Source organism: Kitasatospora sp. NPDC053308 (assembly GCF_055585785.1).
Genome location: NZ_JBVJJY010000002.1, coordinates 404,005 through 422,576, shown reverse-complemented (window position 1 = coordinate 422,576; position 18,572 = coordinate 404,005). Strand labels below are relative to the sequence as shown.

Annotated in this window: 11 protein-coding genes; 7 read left to right on the top strand and 4 right to left on the bottom strand. The window is 76.3% G+C overall.

Going from position 1 to position 18,572, the window contains the following annotated elements; all coding sequences use genetic code 11:
* From ACZ6Y7_RS07150 to ACZ6Y7_RS07125, 6 genes are all read left to right on the top strand, one after another.
* Positions 1 to 333 (top strand): hypothetical protein, encoded by a 333-nt coding sequence (locus tag ACZ6Y7_RS07150; RefSeq protein WP_465756821.1) that lies wholly within the window; start codon positions 1 to 3, stop codon positions 331 to 333.
* Positions 334 to 452: 119 nt separating this feature from the next.
* Entirely contained in the window at positions 453 to 833 is a 381-nt protein-coding gene (locus ACZ6Y7_RS07145) for a GPW/gp25 family protein (RefSeq protein WP_465757010.1), read from the top strand.
* Positions 830 to 4,057: a putative baseplate assembly protein gene (locus tag ACZ6Y7_RS07140; protein ID WP_465756820.1), complete on the top strand. Its 3,228-nt coding sequence runs from the start codon at positions 830 to 832 to the stop codon at positions 4,055 to 4,057. Before ACZ6Y7_RS07145 ends, ACZ6Y7_RS07140 begins: the two co-directional genes overlap by 4 nt.
* A 31-nt stretch (positions 4,058 to 4,088) precedes the next feature.
* Positions 4,089 to 7,877 (top strand): putative baseplate assembly protein, encoded by a 3,789-nt coding sequence (locus ACZ6Y7_RS07135; RefSeq protein ID WP_465756819.1) that lies wholly within the window; start codon positions 4,089 to 4,091, stop codon positions 7,875 to 7,877.
* Entirely contained in the window at positions 7,874 to 10,093 is a 2,220-nt protein-coding gene (locus tag ACZ6Y7_RS07130) for a hypothetical protein (RefSeq protein WP_465756818.1), read from the top strand. The genes ACZ6Y7_RS07135 and ACZ6Y7_RS07130 overlap by 4 nt, the downstream gene beginning before the upstream one ends.
* Positions 10,094 to 10,192: 99 nt before the next feature.
* The gene (locus tag ACZ6Y7_RS07125; RefSeq protein WP_465756817.1) at positions 10,193 to 11,620 is read left to right on the top strand and encodes a DUF6519 domain-containing protein; all 1,428 of its coding nucleotides are present in this window, start codon (positions 10,193 to 10,195) and stop codon (positions 11,618 to 11,620) included.
* Positions 11,621 to 11,707: 87 nt separating this feature from the next.
* Here ACZ6Y7_RS07125 and ACZ6Y7_RS07120 read toward each other — a convergent pair whose 3' ends face one another.
* Positions 11,708 to 12,214, bottom strand: a complete 507-nt coding sequence (locus ACZ6Y7_RS07120) for a hypothetical protein (RefSeq protein ID WP_465756816.1) — start codon at positions 12,212 to 12,214, stop codon at positions 11,708 to 11,710.
* A 246-nt stretch (positions 12,215 to 12,460) separates the two neighbouring features.
* Complete coding sequence (locus tag ACZ6Y7_RS07115) at positions 12,461 to 13,684, bottom strand: ROK family transcriptional regulator (protein WP_465756815.1); 1,224 nt, start codon at positions 13,682 to 13,684, stop codon at positions 12,461 to 12,463.
* A gap of 261 nt (positions 13,685 to 13,945) precedes the next feature.
* Between ACZ6Y7_RS07115 and ACZ6Y7_RS07110 the strand changes: the two genes are divergently transcribed.
* Positions 13,946 to 15,832: a PP2C family protein-serine/threonine phosphatase gene (locus ACZ6Y7_RS07110; RefSeq protein WP_465756814.1), complete on the top strand. Its 1,887-nt coding sequence runs from the start codon at positions 13,946 to 13,948 to the stop codon at positions 15,830 to 15,832.
* A 34-nt stretch (positions 15,833 to 15,866) separates the two neighbouring features.
* Here ACZ6Y7_RS07110 and ACZ6Y7_RS07105 read toward each other — a convergent pair whose 3' ends face one another.
* Both ACZ6Y7_RS07105 and ACZ6Y7_RS07100 read right to left on the bottom strand, forming a co-directional pair.
* Positions 15,867 to 17,993, bottom strand: coding sequence for an LppU/SCO3897 family protein (locus tag ACZ6Y7_RS07105; RefSeq protein WP_465756813.1), 2,127 nt, complete (start codon positions 17,991 to 17,993; stop codon positions 15,867 to 15,869).
* A gap of 218 nt (positions 17,994 to 18,211) precedes the next feature.
* Positions 18,212 to 18,445: a hypothetical protein gene (locus ACZ6Y7_RS07100; protein ID WP_465756812.1), complete on the bottom strand. Its 234-nt coding sequence runs from the start codon at positions 18,443 to 18,445 to the stop codon at positions 18,212 to 18,214.
* Positions 18,446 to 18,572 lie beyond the last annotated feature (127 nt).

Sequence of the window (18,572 nt, the reverse complement as noted above, 5' to 3'; positions counted from 1 at the left end):
ATGACCGGAAACCTGCTGCACGTCAATGCGACGGTGACCTGCCCGCACGGCGGCCAGGCGACGGCCAGGCCCGCCCAGGCGCGGGTGCTGGCCGCCGGCCAGGCCGTCACCAGTACGGCCGACCCGTACACCGTGACCGGCTGCCCGTTCAACGTGGCGGGCAAGCCGCAGCCCTGTGTGACGGTCCGCTGGGTGGTGCCGTCCGCCCGGATCCGGGTGAACGGCTCCCCCGCACTGCCGCGGTCCGCCGTCGGGCTGTGCCAGAGCGCCGAGCAGGTCCCGCAGGGGCCGCCGATCGTCACCGTCGTCCAGCAGCGGGCGGAGGGCGTATGAACACCGGGCCGATGATCATCGGAGGTGCGCCCACCGGAGGTGCGCCCACCGGAGGTGCGCACCCCTGGGGCGCGCGGGCCGTACCGCAGGCCGGGCCAGGCGCCGGGCCGACGGCTCCGCTGCCGGGGTCGGCCCGGACGGACCTCGCGTTCCCGTTCCGGATCGACAGCCGCGGGCGCACCGCCGAGGCGGCGTACGACGACCACGTGCGCGACCTGATCGAGCAGTTGCTGTTCACCAGCCCCGGCGAGCGGGTCATGCACCCGGACTTCGGCTGCGGGCTGCTCGACCTGGTGTTCGCGCCGAACAGTCCGGAGCTGGCGGCCACCCTGCAGCTGTCCGTGCAGGCGGCGCTGCAGCGGTGGCTCGGCGACGTCATCGAAGTCGCCGCACTCGACGTGGAGAGCGAGGAGAACGTGGTGCGCGTCGAGCTGGCCTACGTGGTCCGCCGGACCGGTACCCAGCGGCAGGACGTCTTCGAGGGCGGGGTGGCGGCATGACCGGACGAGCCGAGACCGGAACCCCGGCGCCCCGGTACGGGACGGCCCGGTGCGCGACGGAACTGCGGCGCGCCGACGTGCGCGCGGCGCACCTGCTGGGGCTGGACGGCGCCGAGCCGGAGGGCGACGGGCGCACGCTCACCGTGACCTTCCTCGGCCGGGCGCCGGACCGCCTCGGCCCGGAGAACCTCCGCGTCGACGGCGGCCGCCGGATCACCGGGCTGCGCGCCCTCGCGGTCGAGATCGAGCGCGCGGACGATCCGGAGCTGGACGACCGGATGCACGTCACCCTCGACCGGGTCGGCGACACCTCCCGCTACCGGCTGACCGTGGTCGAGGCGGACGCCTACGGCCGGCCGGGCACCCGGCCGTACCCGGGCTTCGACCCGAGGTACGCGAGCGCCGGGTTCTCCTTCGGCGCCGACTGCCCCTCCCCCTTCGACTGCCGCACCGAGGAGGCCTGCCCGCCCTCCGCCCCGGCGACCGCGGTCATCGACTACACCGCCCGCGACTACGAGAGCCTGCGCCGGCTGGTGCTGGACCGGATGAGCCTGACCACCCCCGGCTGGACCGAGCGGCACCTGCCCGACCTCGGCATCACCCTGGTCGAACTGCTCGCCCACACCGCCGACCGGCTCTCCTACCAGCAGGACGCGGTGGCCACCGAGGCGTACCTCGACACCGCCCGCCTCCGGGTGTCGGTGCGCCGGCACGTCCGGCTGATCGACTACGCCGTGCACGAGGGCTGCAACGCCCGGGCGTTCGTCGCCCTGACGACGGACCGCCCGCTCACCCTCCACCCCGGCCGCTTCCGCTTCGCCGCCGTCGACGTCAGCCGGCTCGGCCCGCAGGAACGCCCGGAGCTGTCCACGGTGATCCCCGACGAGCAGTTGGACGCCCTCACCCGGACGGCGGCGGTCGAGGTGTTCGAGCCGCTCGGCGGAACGGACCTGGTGCTGCACCCCGCGCACAACACCATCCGGTTCTGGACCTGGGGCGACCAGGACTGCGTCCTGCCGAAGGGCGCGACCTCGGCCACCCTGCGCGACGACTGGCACGAAACCGACCGGCCCGAGGACCGCACCCGGCACCTGGCGCTGCGCCCCGGCGACCTGCTGGTCGTCGAGGAGGTGCTCGGCCCGCGCACCGGCGCCGCCGCCGACGCCGACCCGGCGCACCGCCAGGCCGTCCGGCTCACCTCGGTCACGCGGCTGGTCGACGAGCTGTACCAGCAGCCGGTGGTCGAGGTCGCCTGGGCGCCGGAGGACGCGCTCTCCTTCCCGCTCTGCCTGTCCGCGCGCGGCGGGAGCGACTGCGGCCCGATCCCCGACGTGAGCGTCGCCCGCGGCAACGTCGTCCTGGTCGACCACGGCCGCTCGCTCACCTTCTGCGGCGCAGCACCGGAGACCTTCGCGGTGCCGCCGGAGCCGGTCCGGGTGGCGCCCTGCGAGCCGGACGGATGCGGCTGCGCGGACCGCACCGGGGGCAGCCCCGCGGCGGAGGCGGTCCACGAACTGCTCGACCGCACCAGGACCGGCCGCCGGCTCCGCCCGCACGAGGTCCGCGAGCTGGACGCGCTGCTCGGCGAGGCGGCCGTCCGCCGGGCCGGGCTGAGCATCCAACTCGCCCCGGCCGCCGACGCGGAGGGCGAGGACGGCCAGGGCGCCGTGGTCGAGCCGCCCACCGCCGACGCCCAGGCGGCGGCCCTGGAGACGCTGCTCGACCAGACCCGCTACCCCGTCCTGCCGCAGCCCTTCCGCCCGGTACTGCGCTACGCGCCGGTCACCCAGGCGGCCGCCTACCCGGACCGGGCGCACGTGAGCGCCCGGCAGGCCGTCCTGCTCGCCGGGATCCCCGGACGGGTCCGGGAGCGGTTGGCGGAGCTGTGGCACCGGGCGGACTGCGGCCACCCGCTCTCCCGCGCCGAACTCGCCGAACTGACGCTGCTGTTCGGGGCGCAGGTGGTGCAGGAGCTGCGCCTCGCGGAGCGGCCCGCCGCCGCACTGCGCGACCTGCTGGCCCGCCGCACCCGGCTGCTCGCCGCCAAGCTGCGCCGCCTCGAGGTGCTCACCGCCCGGGCCCGCTCCGGCGGCGTGCTCGGGCGGCCCGCCGTCTGGGAGGTGGCGCAGAGCTGGGGCGGGCGGTACGCCTCCGGGCTCGACCCGGACTCCCCCGCGCTGGCCGGCCCGGCCTCCGGGATCGCCGTCCAGGACCCTCGGGCCGCCCTGCCCGCCGTCCGGGCCACCGCCGACGGCCAGGAGTGGACGCCCCGCCGGGACCTGCTCTCCGACGGCCCGCGCGAGCGGCACTTCGTCGGCGAGCCGGCGGACGACGGCCGCCTCGCGCTGCGCTTCGGCGACGGCCGGCACGGTCAACCGCCCAGGCCGGGAACGGAGTTGCGGGTCGCCTACCGGATCGGCAACGGCACGGCCGGCAACGTCGGCGCGGAGGCCATCAACCACCTGGTGGTCTGCCGGGACCAGCCGCCCCACCCGAGGGGGCGCGGCACCGTCACACCGCAGGACGCGCTGCTCCGGGTCCGCAACCCGATGCCCGCAACCGGCGGCACCGATCCCGAACCGCTCGACCGGGTGCGGCAGGCGGCCCCGCTCGCGCTGAGCCGCACCCGGCTGCGCGCCGTCACCGCCGCGGACTACGCGGAGCTGGCCGCCGCGCTGCCGGGCGTCCGGCGGGCCGCCGCCGAACTCCGCTGGACCGGCAGCGTCCAGGAGGTCCACGTCGCCGTCGAGCCGTACGGGCACGCCGTCGCGGACACCACCCTGCTCGAAGCGGTCGGACACGGCCTGGAGGCGTACCGCCGGATCGGCCACGACCTGGTCGTCCGCCCCGCCCTGGTGGTGCCGATCGACCTCGAACTGCAGGTCTGCGCCGCCCCCGGCCACCAACGCGGCCACGTGCTCGCCGAGTTGCGGCGGGTCCTGGGCAACCGCGCCCTGCCCGACGGCCGCCTCGGCTTCTTCCACCCGGACGCCCTGGGCTTCGGCGAACCGGTGCGGGTCTCCCGGCTGGTGGCCGCGGCCGCCGCCGTCCCGGGCGTGGTCAGTGCCCGGGTCACCCGGCTGCGGCGGCAGTTCGGGCGGGACGACGGCGCGGCGGCCGAGGGGCTGCTGCGGCTCGGAGCGCTGGAGATCGCCGGCTGTGACAACGACCCCGACCGGCCGGAGAACGGCCGGCTCTCGATCGTGATCGGAGGTGGCCGATGAACGGCCAGTGCACCAGCGTGGGAGGCGGCCGATGAGCGGCCGGTGCGCCTGCGGCTGCGCGGGCACCGCCACCGCGACGCCCGTCCCGCTGTTCAACCCGCCCGGGCTGGACGCCATCGGCTACCGGGTCGGGAGCTACCGCGAGTTCCTCGACAGCCTGCTCGCCCGGCTGTCCGGCCCCGCCTACCCGGCGCTGCACGGCCTGACCGTCCGCACCCCGGACGACCCGGCGATCGCGCTGCTGGACTCCTGGGCCGTGCTCGCCGACGTGCTCACCTTCCACTCCGAGCGGATCGCCAACGAGGGCTACCTGCGCACCGCCGTCGAGGAGGGCTCGCTCACCCTGCTCGGCCGGCTGGTCGGACACCGGCCCCGGCCCGGCGTCGCCGCCGACACCTACCTCGCCTACACGCTCGACCACGACCCGCGGGCCGCCGAGGACCCGACCGTGACCGTCCCGCGCGGCGCCCGCAGCCAGAGCGTCCCCGGCCCCGGCGAGGACCCGCAGTCCTTCGAGACCGCCGAGGACCTCGCCGCCCGCTCCGCCTGGAACGAACTGGCGGTGCTGCGCCGCCGCCCGTACCAGCTGACGCCCGGACAGCTGAACCCCGGCGGCCGGGCCGAGCTGTTCGCCGCCGGCACCGCCAACAACATCAAGCCCGGCGACCGGCTGCTGTTCGTGTTCAGCGCCGACAAGGCCGCCGACCCGGTCCACCGGGTGCTGCGGCTGGTGCCGGAGGTGCGGCTCGACCGCGAGAACGACGTCACGGTGATCGGGCTGCCCCGGGACCTGCGCACCCTCAAGGACCTGCGCGAAGAGCTGGCGGACTGGATCACCGTCTCCGAGGACGCGCCCAACCCCCGTCCCGGGCACAGCCGGGTCCTGTGGGACTTCGACGACCAGGTGCTGGCCCCGCTGCGCGCCGACCTCGACCGGCCGTCCGGCCCGCTGAGCACCCCCGCGGACTTCGCCGACCGGCTCGCCCCGGTGCTCGCCCACGCTGCCGAGGCCGCCGAACTGGCGCGCTCGCGGAAGCCGGTGGCCGACTGGTTCACCGCCCTCGGGGAGGAGCTGTCCGGCCTGCGCGACCGCGCCCACCAGCTGGAGCCGCAGCAGGCCCCCGACAAGCCCGGGCCGACCTCGCCCGGCACCGGGACCGACAGCGCCGACCCGGCCGTCCGCGGGCTCGGCTCGCTGCTGGCGGCGCTGCGCACCGCCCCCACCCGGCCCCCGCTGAGCGCCCGGGACCTCGCGCGCGACCCGCAGCGCCTGTTCGCGCCCGGCTCGGACCTCGGCGTGCAGCTGCTGTCCGCCCTCGACCCCCGGCTGCGCGACGGCCTCTACCCCGCCTGGCAGCGGGTCGACCTGACGGCGCCGCTCGCCGTGCACGAGATCCAGGCGATGCGGGTGGTCGCCACCCCGTTCGGCGCCACCGCGCCGCTCAAGCCCGTCTTCGGCGCCGACGGCCGGATCGACCGCTACGTGGACTGGCCGCTCTCCGGCAGCACGCTGATCGGCGTGCGGATCAACTTCGACACCGCCGGCACCGTCCCGGTGACCGCCGACTTCACGTACGTCGAGGCCGGCAGCCTGACGCACAACGGCTTCTCCCTGCCGTGGGACCACACCGTCCCCCTCGGCCCCGGGCAGGTCAAGGTGGTCACCACCGAGCCGCCCGTCCCCACGCCGAACCCGCACGCGGCCGCGGTGCGCGCCACCGTGCCCGCCCCCGACCAGGAGGCCGGCGTCAGCGCCGAGCTCCTGGCCAAGCTGCCCGAACGCACCGTCTTCGTGTCCCGTCCGCAGGCCGACGGGCGCGTCCACGTGAAGATCGACGGCGGGCCCGGCGGCGCCGCGCTCGACTACCGGCTCGACCCGGGCCAGGAGAAGACCGCCGAGTCCGGCGAGCTGAACGTCCGGATCAACCGCTACACCGCCACCGACCAGTCACCGCCCGCGGTCGAGGTGGTGTTCACCACCAAGCGGCAGCCGGTCTCCGGCACGCTCCTCACCCTCGACGCGGTGTACGACCAGATCGCGCCCGGCAGCTGGGTGGTCGTCCAGCGCCCGCGCAAGGGCATCGACGGCGGCATCCCCGGCAGCCGCGACCTCGCCGAGGTCATCACCCGGGTGACCGACGTCCGGGTGATCTCCCGCGCCGACTTCGGCATCACCGGCAAGGTGACCGAACTGTCCCTGCAGCAGCCCTGGTTGGACGACAAGGACGCCCAGCTCTCGGACATCAGGGACGCCACCGTCTACGCCCGCGGCGAGGCCCTGCGGCTCGCCGACGAGCCCGTCACCGAGGACGTCCACGGCAACCGGATCGACCTCGCCCGGCTCTACGACGGGCTGACCCCCGGCCGGTGGATCGCGGTCAGCGGCGAGCGGACCGACATCCCGCACACCACCGGAGTCCGGGGCACCGAACTCGCCATGATCGCCGGCGTCGAGCAGAGCGTCGACCCGCGCCTGCCCGGCGACACCGTCCGCACCAGCGTCACGCTCAGCGCCGACCTCGCCTTCCGCTACCGCCGCGACTCCGTCCAGGTGCTCGGCAACGTCGTCCGCGCCACCCAGGGCGCCACCCGCGACGAGGCCATCGGCAGCGGCGACGCCGGCGTCCCCGGCCAGCGCTTCACCCTGTGGCAGTCGCCGCTCACCTGGCTCGCCGCCGACACCCCCGGGGGCGCGAGCAGCACCCTGGAGGTCCGGGTCGACGGAGTGCGCTGGCACGAGGTCGACAGCCTCGCCGGACGCGGCCCGGACGAACGCGTCTACGTCACCGCGACCACGAGCGACGGCCGCACCACCGTCACCTTCGGCGACGGCGTGCACGGTTCACGCCTGCCCACCGGCCGGGAGAACGTCCGCGCCCGCTACCGGATCGGCATCGGCGAGAGCGGCAACGTCGGCGCCGGACGGATCACCCAGCTCACCACCCGCCCGCTCGGCGTCTCCGCCGTCGTCAACCCGCTGCCCGCCACCGGCGGCGCCGGACCGGACGGCCCGGACCTCGCCCGGCGCACCATCCCGCTCGCCGTCACCGCCCTGGACCGGCTGGTCTCGGTGCCCGACTACGAGGACTTCACCCGCTCCCGGGCCGGCATCGGGCGCGCGAGCGCCACCCGGCTCTCGGACGGCCGGCGGGAACTGGTCCACGTCACGGTGGCCGGGGTGGACGACATCCCGCTCACCACCGACTCCGACCTGATCCGCACCCTGCGCTCCTCGCTCACCGCCTACGGCGACCCGAAGCTGCCGGTCGAGGTCGCGCTGCGCGAACTCGTCCTGCTGGTCCTCGCCCTGAGCGTCAAGGTCGACCCGGACCACTCCTGGGACCTGGTCGAACCGGCGCTGCGCCGCGCCCTGCTCGACCGGCTCGGGTACGCCGGGCGGCAACTCGGCCAGAGCGCCCACCTGTCCGAGGTGCTCGCCGCCGCCCAGGCCGTGCCCGGCGTGGACCGGGTCGAGGCCGACGCCTTCACCGGCGTGCCCGGCAGCCTCACCCCGGAGGGCCTGGAGCACCTGTCCGAGCAGCTCGCCCAGCCGCAGCCGAGCGTCCCGGCCCGGCTCGCCCGCTACGACGAACAGCGGTACCGGGTGCGCGGCCCCGACCCGGAGACCCTCACCGAGGTCGCCGCCCGCAACGGCATCCCGCTCGCCGAGCTGCTGCGCCTCAACCCGTCCGTCACCGACACCCGCCCGCTGCCGCCCGGCCGCGTGGTGACGGTGTTCCGCGGCATCCGCCCGGCCCAACTCGTCCTGCTGTCACCGAACCTGCCCGACACGTTGATCCTCAAGGAGGTCCGCGGATGACTCGTGAACCGGACGGGCTGGCGGAGCTGCTGCCGCAGTGGCACCGGCTGCGGGACGCCGAGGCGGGCGAGCCGCTGCGCGCCCTGCTGGCCGTCATCGCCGAACAGGTCGACGTCGTCCGCAGCGGCATCGAGCAGGGCTACCAGGACTGGTTCGTGGAGACCGCCGCCGACTGGGCCGTCGCCTACCTCGGCGACCTGGTCGGCTACCGGATCCTGCCCGGCTACGAGGAGGTCCTCGCCACCGGCCTGCACGGCGGGGCCTCCCCGGAGCGGGCCGCCGCCCGCGACCGGCTCGCCGCCCGGCTGGCGCCGCGGCACGACGTCGCGAACACCGTCGCCAACCGCCGGCGCAAGGGCACGCTCGCCCTGCTGGAGGAGCTGTCCGCCTCGGTCGCCGACTGGCCGGCCCGGGCGGTGGAGCTCTCCCGGCTGCTCGGCGGCACCCAGCCGGTACGGCTGCTGCGCCCGGACGAGGAGCCGACCGACCGTCAGCGGCTGAGCCGGGGCCGACTGGTGGACGTGCGGCGCGGCGCCGAACTGGACCTGCTCGGCGGGCCCTTCGACGGGCAGGCGCACACCGTCGACGCCCGCCGGGCCGCCTCCGCCCGCCGCCAGGGCGGCTACACCCCGGCCGGGGTCGCCCTGTACGTGTGGCGGCTGAAGCCCTACCCGGTCACCCGGGCGCCCGCGTACTGCATCGACCGGGCCAGGAACCTCTTCACCTTCTCGGTCCTCGGCAACGACGCCCAACTGGTCACCAAGCCCGAGCCGGAGCCGTCGACCACCCACCCGGCGACGATCGACAACGTGCCCGCGCCCATCCGCCGCCGGCAGCTCGCCGAGCGCCTGGCCGACTACTACGGGCCGGGCAAGAGCTTCGCGATCTGGCGCGACGGCTCCCAGGAGCCCGTCCCGCCCGCCGAGATCACGGTGGCCGACCTGAGCGACTGGACGTACCGGCCCAAGCGCGGGCAGGTCGCCGTCGACCCGCTGCTCGGCCGGATCGCCTTCGGCGCCCGCTCCGCGCCGCGCCGCGGCGTCTGGGTCGACTACCACTACGCCTTCGGCGACGACACCGGCGGCGGGGAGTACCCGCGCGACCGCCCGGAGGCCCGGCACCGGCCGGTCTACCGGGTCGGCCCCGGCGGGCCGTACGAGCGGATCAACGACGCCTACCGGCAGTGGCGCGCCGACCAGGAGTCGGGCAGCGCGGGCGGCGCCGCCGTCATCGAGATCACCCACAGCGGCGCCTACCAGGAGCAGCTGGACTTCGACCTGGCGGCCGACGACCGCCTCGAACTGCGCGCCGCCGAGGGCACCCGGCCGGTGATCCGGCTGCTCGACTGGTACAGCAACCGGCCGGACGCGCTCAACGTCCGGGGCGTCGGCCCGGGCGGGCGGCTGGTCCTGGACGGGCTGCTGATCACCGGCCGCGGGGTCAACGTCACCGGACCGCTGGCCTCCCTCACCCTGCGGCACTGCACCCTGGTGCCGGGCTGGTCGCTGGAGCCGCACTGCGAACCGCACTCGCCGCAGGAGCCCAGCCTGGTGCTGGACCGCACCACCGCCTGCGTGACCGTCGAGCGCGGCATCCTGGGCACGATCCAGGTCGTCGGCGACGAGGTCGGCACCGACCCGTTGGAGATCCACCTCTCCGACAGCATCCTGGACGCCACCGGGTCCGACCGCCCCGCGCTCTCCGGGCCCGACTGCGAGCACGCCCACGCCCTGCTGCACGCCCACCGCTCCACGGTGGTCGGCGAGGTGCACACCCACGCGGTGCCGATCGCCGAGGACAGCGTGTTCACCGGACGGCTGCGGGTGGCCCGCCGCTCGCTCGGCTGCCTGCGGTTCTGCTACGTCCCGCCGGGCTCCCGCACCCCGCGCCGGTACGAGTGCCAGCCGGACCGGGTGCGCTCGGCGGTGACCGAGCTGGTCGAGCGCGGCGAACTGGACCCGGCGCAGGCCGACCGGCTGCGCGCGCTGGAGACCGAACGGGTCCGCCCGCTGTTCACCAGCCTGCGCTACGGCACGCCCGACTACGGCCGGCCGGCCGCCGGATGCGCGCCGGAGATCACCCGCGGCGCCGAGGACCGCTCCGAACTCGGCGCCTTCCACGACCTGTTCCAGCCCCAGCGCGAGGACAACCTGCGGGCGCGGCTGGCCGAGTACACCCCGGCCGACACCGACGCCGGGATCTTCCACGCCTCCTGACCCGCGCCACCCGAGCAGCCGCGCTGCCCTACCCGCGCCACCCGACCCGCGCCTCCTGAGCCGCGCCGGGTGAACCCGAGCGAATCCGAAAGGGAAACCGTGCACGCAGACTTCTCGCGCCTGACCTTCCGGCCCGGCAAGCACTACTCCGCGGTGCTGACCCAGCAGGGCCGGGTCCAGCTCGACGCCGACGCCAACGAGCAGGCCGCGATCGAGCGGTACCAGCTGCGCACGCTCGCCGCCGACCTGATCGGCCGCCGCGGCGGCCCGGCCGGGGCGGCCGGATTCGCGATCGGCTACGTGCCGGGCAACCACGACGTGGACGACCTCACCATCGGCGGCGGCCGCTACTACGTGGACGGCGTCCTGTGCGAGGCCGACCGGCCCGGGCCCGGCATCGCCGCGCCCGACGAGCCCGGCCGGGGCAGCACCGTCCAGGCCGACGGCGGCGCCCGGGAGGCGCCCGCGGGCTGGACGTACTGGGACCAGCCGGACGCCTACCGGGACCAGGAGCGCGACGGCGACCGGCTGCCCGGCGCATTCCCGTTCCTGGTCTACCTGAAGGTGTGGGAGCGCAGCGTCACCGCCGTCGAGGACCCGGAGCTCCGCGAGGTCGCGCTCGGTGCGGCGATGCCCGACACGGCGGCCCGGGCCAAGGTCGTCTGGCAGGTGCTCGCCCTGCCCGCCTCGGAGCTGAACGTCCCGGACGGCGGGGTGTCCCGGGTGCGGGAGGCCTTCGACGCGTGGGCCGAGGCGCACGAGCGGCCCGGTGGGCTGCTGGCCGCGCGCGCCCGTCGGCCGGACCGGGCGAGCGAGGACCCGTGCCTGGCCCATCCGGAGGCCGGCTACCGGGGTCCGGAGAACCAGCTGTACCGGGTGGAGGTCCACCGCGGCGGCCCGGCGGACGGCTGCGCCACGTTCAAGTGGTCCCGGGAGAACGGCTCGGTCGTCCTGCCGATCGCCGCGATCGAGGGCGTCTGGGTGGACCTCACCTCGCTGGGCGACGACGACAAGCTCAGCCTCTCGGTCGGCGACTGGGTGGAGGTCGCGGACAGCGCGTACGTCAACCGGGGCGAGCCGGCGGACCTGCTCCAGGTGGAGGAGACGGACCTGCCGGGGCGCCGGGTGCGGCTTTCCGCCGAACCGGCGCCGGAGGTCGGGCGGCTGGCCGAGCGGCACCCGTTCCTGCGCCGCTGGGACCACCGGGAGCCCCGCGGCCGGGCCGCCCTGCCGCTGGCCGGCGGCGCCCTGCAACTCCAGGAGGGCGCCTGGCTCGACCTGGAGGACGGCGTCCAGGTGTACTTCCGGCCGTGCGGCGAGTACACCCGCGGCGACTACTGGCTGGTCCCGGCGCGGACCGCCACCGGCTCGGTGGAGTGGCCGCAGAACGCGGCCGGCGAGGCGCTGCTGCGGGAGCCGGCCGGGGTCCGGGTGCACCACGCCCCGCTCGCCTGGGTGAAGGGCCCGACCACGGTCGTCGACCTCCGGCAGACCTTCGCCCCGCTGACCGCCCCCGCCCCGCAGTAGGGCGTGCTCGACGTCTCACCGCCGATCGGCGGGACGAGGACGGCCACGGGGACGGGGACGGGGACGGGGACGCGGTCCGGGGCCGGATCAGGCCTGCCAGTGCGGCTTGCCGCTGACCATCCGGCAGGAGATCACCCGGCCGCTCGCGTCGTGGGTGCTCTTCCCGAGGTCGGCGTTGCGGCAGAACTGCCCGGCCTCGTAGCAGTTGCCGGCGGCCGAGCGGAGTTCGCACCCGCCGCCCGCGGCCGCCGCGGTGTGCTGCGGCTCCGGGTCGGCCGGCGGCTGCGCGGTGGTCACCTTCGGCTGCGGAGCCTGCGGCGCCTGCGGAGCCGTGGCCGAGGGGGCCACCGGCTGCGCCGGGGGCGTGGCGGCCGGGGCCGCGGGCGGCGTGGTGGGCGTCGCCGCCGGCGGCGCGGGGGTGGTCGGCGGCGCGGCCGGCGCCGTGGTGACGACGGCGCCCGGCGTGGCCGAGGCCTTGGCACCGCCGTCGGCGGCCGACGGGTCGCAACCGGTCAGTGCCAGACCGACGGTGAGGACGAGTCCGGCGAATCCGGCCAGACCGGCCCGGCGACGCCCGGATATCCGTGAAGGCATGGGAGGAGAACGCTCCGTTCCGTGGGGATGAGTCGGGCGATTCAAGCAGCCGTCCCTCACGGCCTGCACACCGTTTCCGCACTCGTTGGCCGGATCGAGACCTACCGACCACCGAGCGTGATCACCCTCCCGTCCGCCGTCACACTGAGCGGCCACGGCCGGCCGACCGGTGGCCACGTCCGGCCGTCCAGCCGCCCGCCGACCCCGCCGGCCGTCCGGACGCCCGGCCGCCCGGACGCCCGTCCGTCAGCGCAGCCCCGCCGTCCGGCGTTCGAAGACCTCGGGCCGGGCCGTCTCCAGGGCCGTGGAGACCGCGCCCAGGAGCACCGCCTCCTCTCCCAGGAGACTGGGCGCGAGCGTCGGGCGCATCGGGGCGATCCGGTGCAGGGCCCGCTCCAGCGGTTCCAGGAGCAGGTCCGCGCTGTTGCCGATCCCGCCGCCGAGCACCACCAGGTCCGGGTCCAGCACGGCGGACAACACGGCGACGGTGTAGGCGAGTTGCTCGGCCTCCCGCTCGACCGCCCGGACCGCCGCGGCTTCCCCGGCCCGAGCCCGTTCGAACACCTGCTTCGCCGTCACCTGTCGTGCGGAGCCCTCCCCGGCCAGCCCGAAGTCCCGGGCGGTGCGCACCACCGCGTCCGCGGAGGTCTGCTGCTCGATGGTGGCCACCGGCTCCTCCGGGCGGCCGGGCAGCGGCACCATGCCGATCTCGCCCAGTGCGCCGTGCGCGCCGACCAGCAGCTCGCCGTCCTTCACCACGCCCAGCCCGAGGCCGGTGCCGACCAGCAGGTAGGCGAACATCCGGCTGCCCCGCCCGGACCCGAGGGTGTACTCGCCGAGCGCGGCCAGGTTGGCGTCGTTCGCCACCGACACGGCCGTCCCCAAGCCCTCCCCGATCCGGTCGAACAGCCCCGGCCGGCCCCAGCCGGGGAGGCTGGAGGCGTAGCGCACCCCGCGCCGCGCCTCGTCCCACACACCGGGGGTGCCGATCACCGCGTGCACGATGTCCCCGGCGGCCAGTCCCGCCTCGGCGATCGTCCCGTGCGCGGCGGCGACCACGGCGTCCGCGACGGCGTTCGCGGTACGGCCGCGGTTGGCGACGTCCCGGCGGGCCACGACCGTCCCGGCCAGGTCCGCGACGGCCACCCGCAGCCGGGCCCGGCCGATGTCCACGCCCAGGACGTGGCCGGCCGTCGGGTCGACCTCGTACAGCACGGCGGTGCGGCCGCGCTCGGGGGCGAGCCGCCCGGCCTCCCGGACGAGCCCGGCCTGCTCCAGGGCGGCCAGCGCGGCCGAGACGGTCGGCTTGGAGAGGCCGGTGTCCCGGGCCAGCTGGGCGCGCGAGGAGCCGCCACCGGTGCGCAGCAGCTCCAGCAGCAGCCACTCGTTGTTGCTGCGCAGCCGCTGCCGGTTCCACGGCACCGCGGGGCCCCCGGCCGCCGGGCGAGTGGTCGGCTGGTGGGGGCTCATCGGTTCCTCCGGTCTGGGGCTCACGGCGTCTCGGGTCCGGCCTGCGGCACCCGGTGTGGTGCGCCGCCGCCCAAGTATGACCGGTGATCATCCGGCGTTCGCCCGCCGGACCCGGGCCGCTCGCCGGCCCGTCGCCCGGAGGACCACCGCACGTCACCCCGGGGCCCGGACCGGCCGTCGGCCCGCTTCGACACGTCTCCGGTCAGTCAAGGTTTCCTCCTCTCGGGGGCGTGCCGCGCCCGGGCGCGTGATCATGGGCGTATGCACTTCCGGCACGGCAACCGAGCAGCGGACTCCTCGCCCGCGACACCGGACACCCGGTCCCTGGCGGCGGCGCTCGCCGCGAGGCTCGGCGCACTCACCGGCAGTGACCACACCCGCGCCCGCCGCCACGACCGCAGCGACGACCCCGGCGGCGAGCGCGGCGGCCCCGGCGGCGACGATCGCCGTATGAATCGCAGCGACGGCCCCCACGGCGACCCCGACAGCGACCACCCCGGTGACCCCCACGACGCGTCCGACGGCCGCGGGGACGACCCCGAGCTGCTCCGCGCGGTCCTCGCCGACGCGCCGGTCGGCGTCGCCCTGCTCGACGAGCGGCTGCGCTGGCAGTACCTCAACCCGGCCTTCACGGCCGCCACCGGACTGCGCGGCAGCGACCTGCTCGGCCGGCCGGTCGAAACCACCGCCTTCGCCGCGGCCGCCGCGACCCTGCGCCGCGTCCTCGCCGACGGCCACGACCGCGAGCACGCCACCGGCGGCCCGGGCGGCGCCGGCCACCCCGTCCCGCCCGGCCTGCGGGTGCGCCTGCGACCGCTGCGGCACGCCGGGCGCACCACCGGCGTGATCGTCGTCGTCCTGGACGACCCCGCCCCGGCCCGCGAGCAGCTCCGCGAGCTCGAACGGGCCCGCGCCCGCCTCGCCCTGCTCGACGCCGCCGCCGAGCGGATCGGCACCACCCTCGACATCGGCACCACCTGCGCCGAACTCGCCGCCTTCGCGGTGCCCGGCCTCGCCGACCTCGCCGCCGTGGACGTCCTGCCGCCCGAGGCCGAACCCGCCCGGGCCGGCGGCGGCGCGCCCCAGCGGCTGCACCGCGCCGCCGTGCGGGCCGTCCCCGCCCTGACCGCCGCGCTCGCCGACCTGGCTCGACCGGGGGAGTCGATCCGGCACCGGGAGGGCTCGGCCGCCGCCCGCAGCCTGGCCGGCGGTGTCGCGGTCCGCACCCAGCCCGGCCCCGACGACGCGTGGCCCACCGCCGTCGCCTCGCTGCTCGTCCTGCCGCTCGCCGCCCGCGGCCGCCTGGTCGGGCTGCTCACCCTCGGACGCACCGCCGCCGCCCCGCCCTTCACCGCCGACGAGGTCGCCCTGCTCGGCGACCTCGCCGACCGGGCCGCCACCGGCCTCGACAACGCCCGCCGCTACACCCGCTCCCAGGGCATCGCCCTGGAACTCCAGCGGGCGCTGCTCAGCGAACCCGGCAGCCCGCACCAGAACCTCGCCCTGGCCTCCCGCTACCTGCCCTCCGGCACCAGTTCGGTGGTCGGCGGGGACTGGTTCGAGACGGTCCGGCTGCCGTTCGGCCGCACCCTGCTCGCGATGGGCGACGTCATGGGGCACGGGGTCGAGGCCGCCGTGGACATGAGCCACTACCGCTCGGCCCTGCGCGACGTCGCCGGCATGGACCTGCCCCCGCACCGGATCCTGCGCCAGCTCGACACCGTCATCTCCGCCGACGACTCCGCGCGCCCCGCGACCTGCCTGCTCGCCCTCGCCGACCCGGGCCGCGGCCGCTGGACGTTCTCCAGCGCGGGCCACCTGCCGCCCGCCCTGATCACCCCCGACCGGCCCACCCGGCTGCTCCGCGTCCCCACCGGCCCGCCGCTCGGCACCGGCCTCGGCGGCTACGAGCAGACCACCCACCCCCTCGACCCGCACCAGACCCTGCTGCTCTACACGGACGGTCTGGTCGAACGCCGCGACGAGGACATCGACACCTCCCTCGACCGCCTCGCCGCCCTGTGCCTGCCCGCCACCGGCGACCTCGACGACCTCCTCGACGCCGTCCTGCACGCCCTCGTCCCGCCCCCGTCACCCGCCGCCGAGGACGACATCGCCCTCCTCGCCGCCCGCGCCAAGCCCCGCTGAGGGCGCCGCCGTACGGGCCCTACCGCGTCGGCCGCTACCGCCAGCGCCAGCACACCGTGTACGCGAAGTCGGGGTAGTCGGTCGACCTCCAGCTGGTCGCGCCGTCGTTGCCGCAGAACGACCAGTCGTTCGCGGTGCCGGTGCGCCCGGTGACGTAGACGTTCGAGGCGCCGCAGCTGCCGACGTTGGTGAAGGTCGAACCCGCTTTGGAGAGGCACTCGTTCAGGGTGGCGTAGCCGGCGTCGTCGGGGTAGTTCATGGACAGGCAGAGCAGGACGTCCAGCTTCGGGTCGGCGGCGACCGGCATGTGGCGCCAGTAGTTGTAGTGCGGCCAGGAGTCGCACTTCGCGTGGTCGGACGTGCCGCGGTAGACCGCGAGGACCTTGAAGTTGCCGCTCTGGCAGGCCTGTTTGCCCCAGGCGGTGGCGCCGGGGGCGCCGTAGACGCAGTCACCCTGGTGGGCGTGGAAGGCCGTTCCGCCGGAGCTCTGGTAACTCAGGCACAGCACCAGGTGGTTGCGGCTCGACGACACCGCCTCGGTGTTGTCGGGGACATCGTCGCAGCTGGTCAGATCGGTCGTGTCCGGGTTGATCCGGACGACCTTGAACGTCCCCGCTCCGCAGGCGGTGGCCGACAGGTCGGCCCGGTCGCCGCTGCCCAGGTCGTAGAAGCAGTCGCCGACCTCGGCGAGGGCGACCGGATCGGTCGGCGTCGGGGCCGGCGGCGTGGGACGCGGGGGCGGCGTCGGCAGCGGCCGGGGCGTGTCCAGGGTGTGCACCGGCACCGGCTGCCCGGCGGCCGGTGCCGCGGTGTGGTCGTGGTCCCGGACGGCGGCCGGCACGACGATGACGGCCACCAGCACGAGCACGCCCACCACGGCGCCGATCCACCCGGACCGGTCGGGCGGCGGGGTGACGGTCCCGGAGGTCCGGTCGCCCCCGGAGTGCCCGGCCCCGGGCGGGGATGGCGGCGAGGAGGCTTCGGGGGTGACCGGAGCCGACGCGGGACGGTCCGTCCCGGGAGGCCGGACCAGGAGCGTCCCGTGCGGCCTGAAGGTCCCGGACGGCTGGGCGGCCGCGGCCGGGATCAGCGCCTCCGCCCAGGCCGCCGGGGTCGGCCGCCGGGCCGGATCGGGGTCGAGGGAGGCGCGGGCCAGGGCCACGACGGCGGGGCCGGCCGCGGTGAGGACGGCGGGGTCGGTCGCCGTCCGGTCACGGGCGAAGAGCCGGACGGCGAGCAGGCCGAGCCGGTGGACGTCGCTCGCCGGGGTCGCCTGCTCCTCCCCCGCCGGAGTCCGCCAGTCGGTCACCTCCGCCTGCGGCAGCGCCGTGACGCCGCGTACGCGCATGGCGTCGCAGTCGATGAGGAAGCACTCGGGCCGCGGGGAGAGGCTGACGAGGACGTTCCGCGGGGACAGGTCTCCGACCGCGATGCCGAGCCCGTGGAGCCGGCCCAACGCGGTGGCGAGGTCGGCCAGCAGGAGCAGCCGCTCCCGGTCGCCGACGCCCGGGCCCGTCCCGGCGGGGCGCGCGTCGTCCTCGAGCAGGCCCTCCAGGGCGGCGAGCCGCCGCTCGCCGCCGCCCGGGCCCGTCGTCCGATCGGTGGAGCGGAAGCGGTCCGGTACGTCGCGCATCAGGTACCCGCAGACCCGGCCGTGCCGTCGGACGAGGGCGGTCGGCCACGCGGTCCTCTCCCGCAGCCAGGCGCCCTCGCCCGCGCTCACCTCACCGAGCAGGGCCACCTGGGCCGCCAGGGCGTCGGCGTCCAGCTGCGGCAGGACCGAGGCGTCGTACTCCTGGAAGACGGTCCTCCCGCCGCTCCCGGAGACCCGCGCGTCGATCCGCCGGTGCGGAAGCTCGTGCACGGCGCCCCGCCCGCCCTCGCCGAGCCGGCGGCCGAGGACGAGCGAGCCGTACTCGACGGCCGGCGGCGGTGCGGGCCGCCGGTCGGAGGGCGGGGTCCCGTCGGAGACGGATCGCTTGTCGAGGACCGGTCCCTTGTCGAGGACCGGCCGCTTGTCGAGGACCGGCCGCTTGTCCGGGCCCGGCCCCTTGTCGAGGACCGGTTGCCGGTCGGAGACCGGGTGGTCGTCCGCCCGGGGGGCCTGCTCGGCCACCGGCTTCCGCTCGGGGTCCGGCCGTTCGTCGAAGGGCTTCACCACGCACCCGCCTCTCCCCGGGCCGCCGCCCGGTCCGGCCGTACGGGCACCCTGCGCCGCGGCGGCGCCTCGGCCGGCCGCGGCGGCCTTCCGGTCTCGGGCATGAGGCCCTCCCTTTTCCTTGCCTGTCGTGCGTCCGGCTCTTCCGATGGACCCGGTGCATCCGGTGTGCCCGGTGGACCCGTCCGTACCGCCCGACCCCCGTGCGGGCGGTACGGCGCTCAGCGGTGGCAGGAGGCCGCGGCGAGCAGCAGCAGCACTCCGAGGGCCAGCAGGGCGAGGCACCCCCCGCCGCCGCCTCCGCCGACGGGTCTTCGGTCGACCTCCATCTGCCCTCCCGGCGGGATCCCGGGGTGCCGCTGCTCGTAGTGCTCGATCTGCCGCTTCGCGCCCTCGGATTCGCTGAGCCAGGGGGTCTTGTACCCGCACTCGCCGCACCAGTAGCGGTAGGCCATGTCGGCTCCTCACCGGGATCGTCGTGTTCCCTCGATGCCGCCCCGCGCCCTCGGTCGGCGGGGCCCGGCTCCGATCCTGGGGTCGGCGCAGGTCAGGGCCCAGGTCACGGCACCGGTCAGATATGAC

Coding starts and splice junctions, on each gene's coding strand:
- ACZ6Y7_RS07150 (WP_465756821.1), top strand. CDS start 1: ATGACCGGAAACCTGCTGCACGTCAATGCGACGGTGACCTGCCCGCAC.
- ACZ6Y7_RS07110 (WP_465756814.1), top strand. CDS start 13,946: ATGCACTTCCGGCACGGCAACCGAGCAGCGGACTCCTCGCCCGCGACA.
- ACZ6Y7_RS07120 (WP_465756816.1), bottom strand. CDS start 12,214: ATGCCTTCACGGATATCCGGGCGTCGCCGGGCCGGTCTGGCCGGATTC.
- ACZ6Y7_RS07140 (WP_465756820.1), top strand. CDS start 830: ATGACCGGACGAGCCGAGACCGGAACCCCGGCGCCCCGGTACGGGACG.
- ACZ6Y7_RS07130 (WP_465756818.1), top strand. CDS start 7,874: ATGACTCGTGAACCGGACGGGCTGGCGGAGCTGCTGCCGCAGTGGCAC.
- ACZ6Y7_RS07115 (WP_465756815.1), bottom strand. CDS start 13,684: ATGAGCCCCCACCAGCCGACCACTCGCCCGGCGGCCGGGGGCCCCGCG.
- ACZ6Y7_RS07100 (WP_465756812.1), bottom strand. CDS start 18,445: ATGGCCTACCGCTACTGGTGCGGCGAGTGCGGGTACAAGACCCCCTGG.
- ACZ6Y7_RS07135 (WP_465756819.1), top strand. CDS start 4,089: ATGAGCGGCCGGTGCGCCTGCGGCTGCGCGGGCACCGCCACCGCGACG.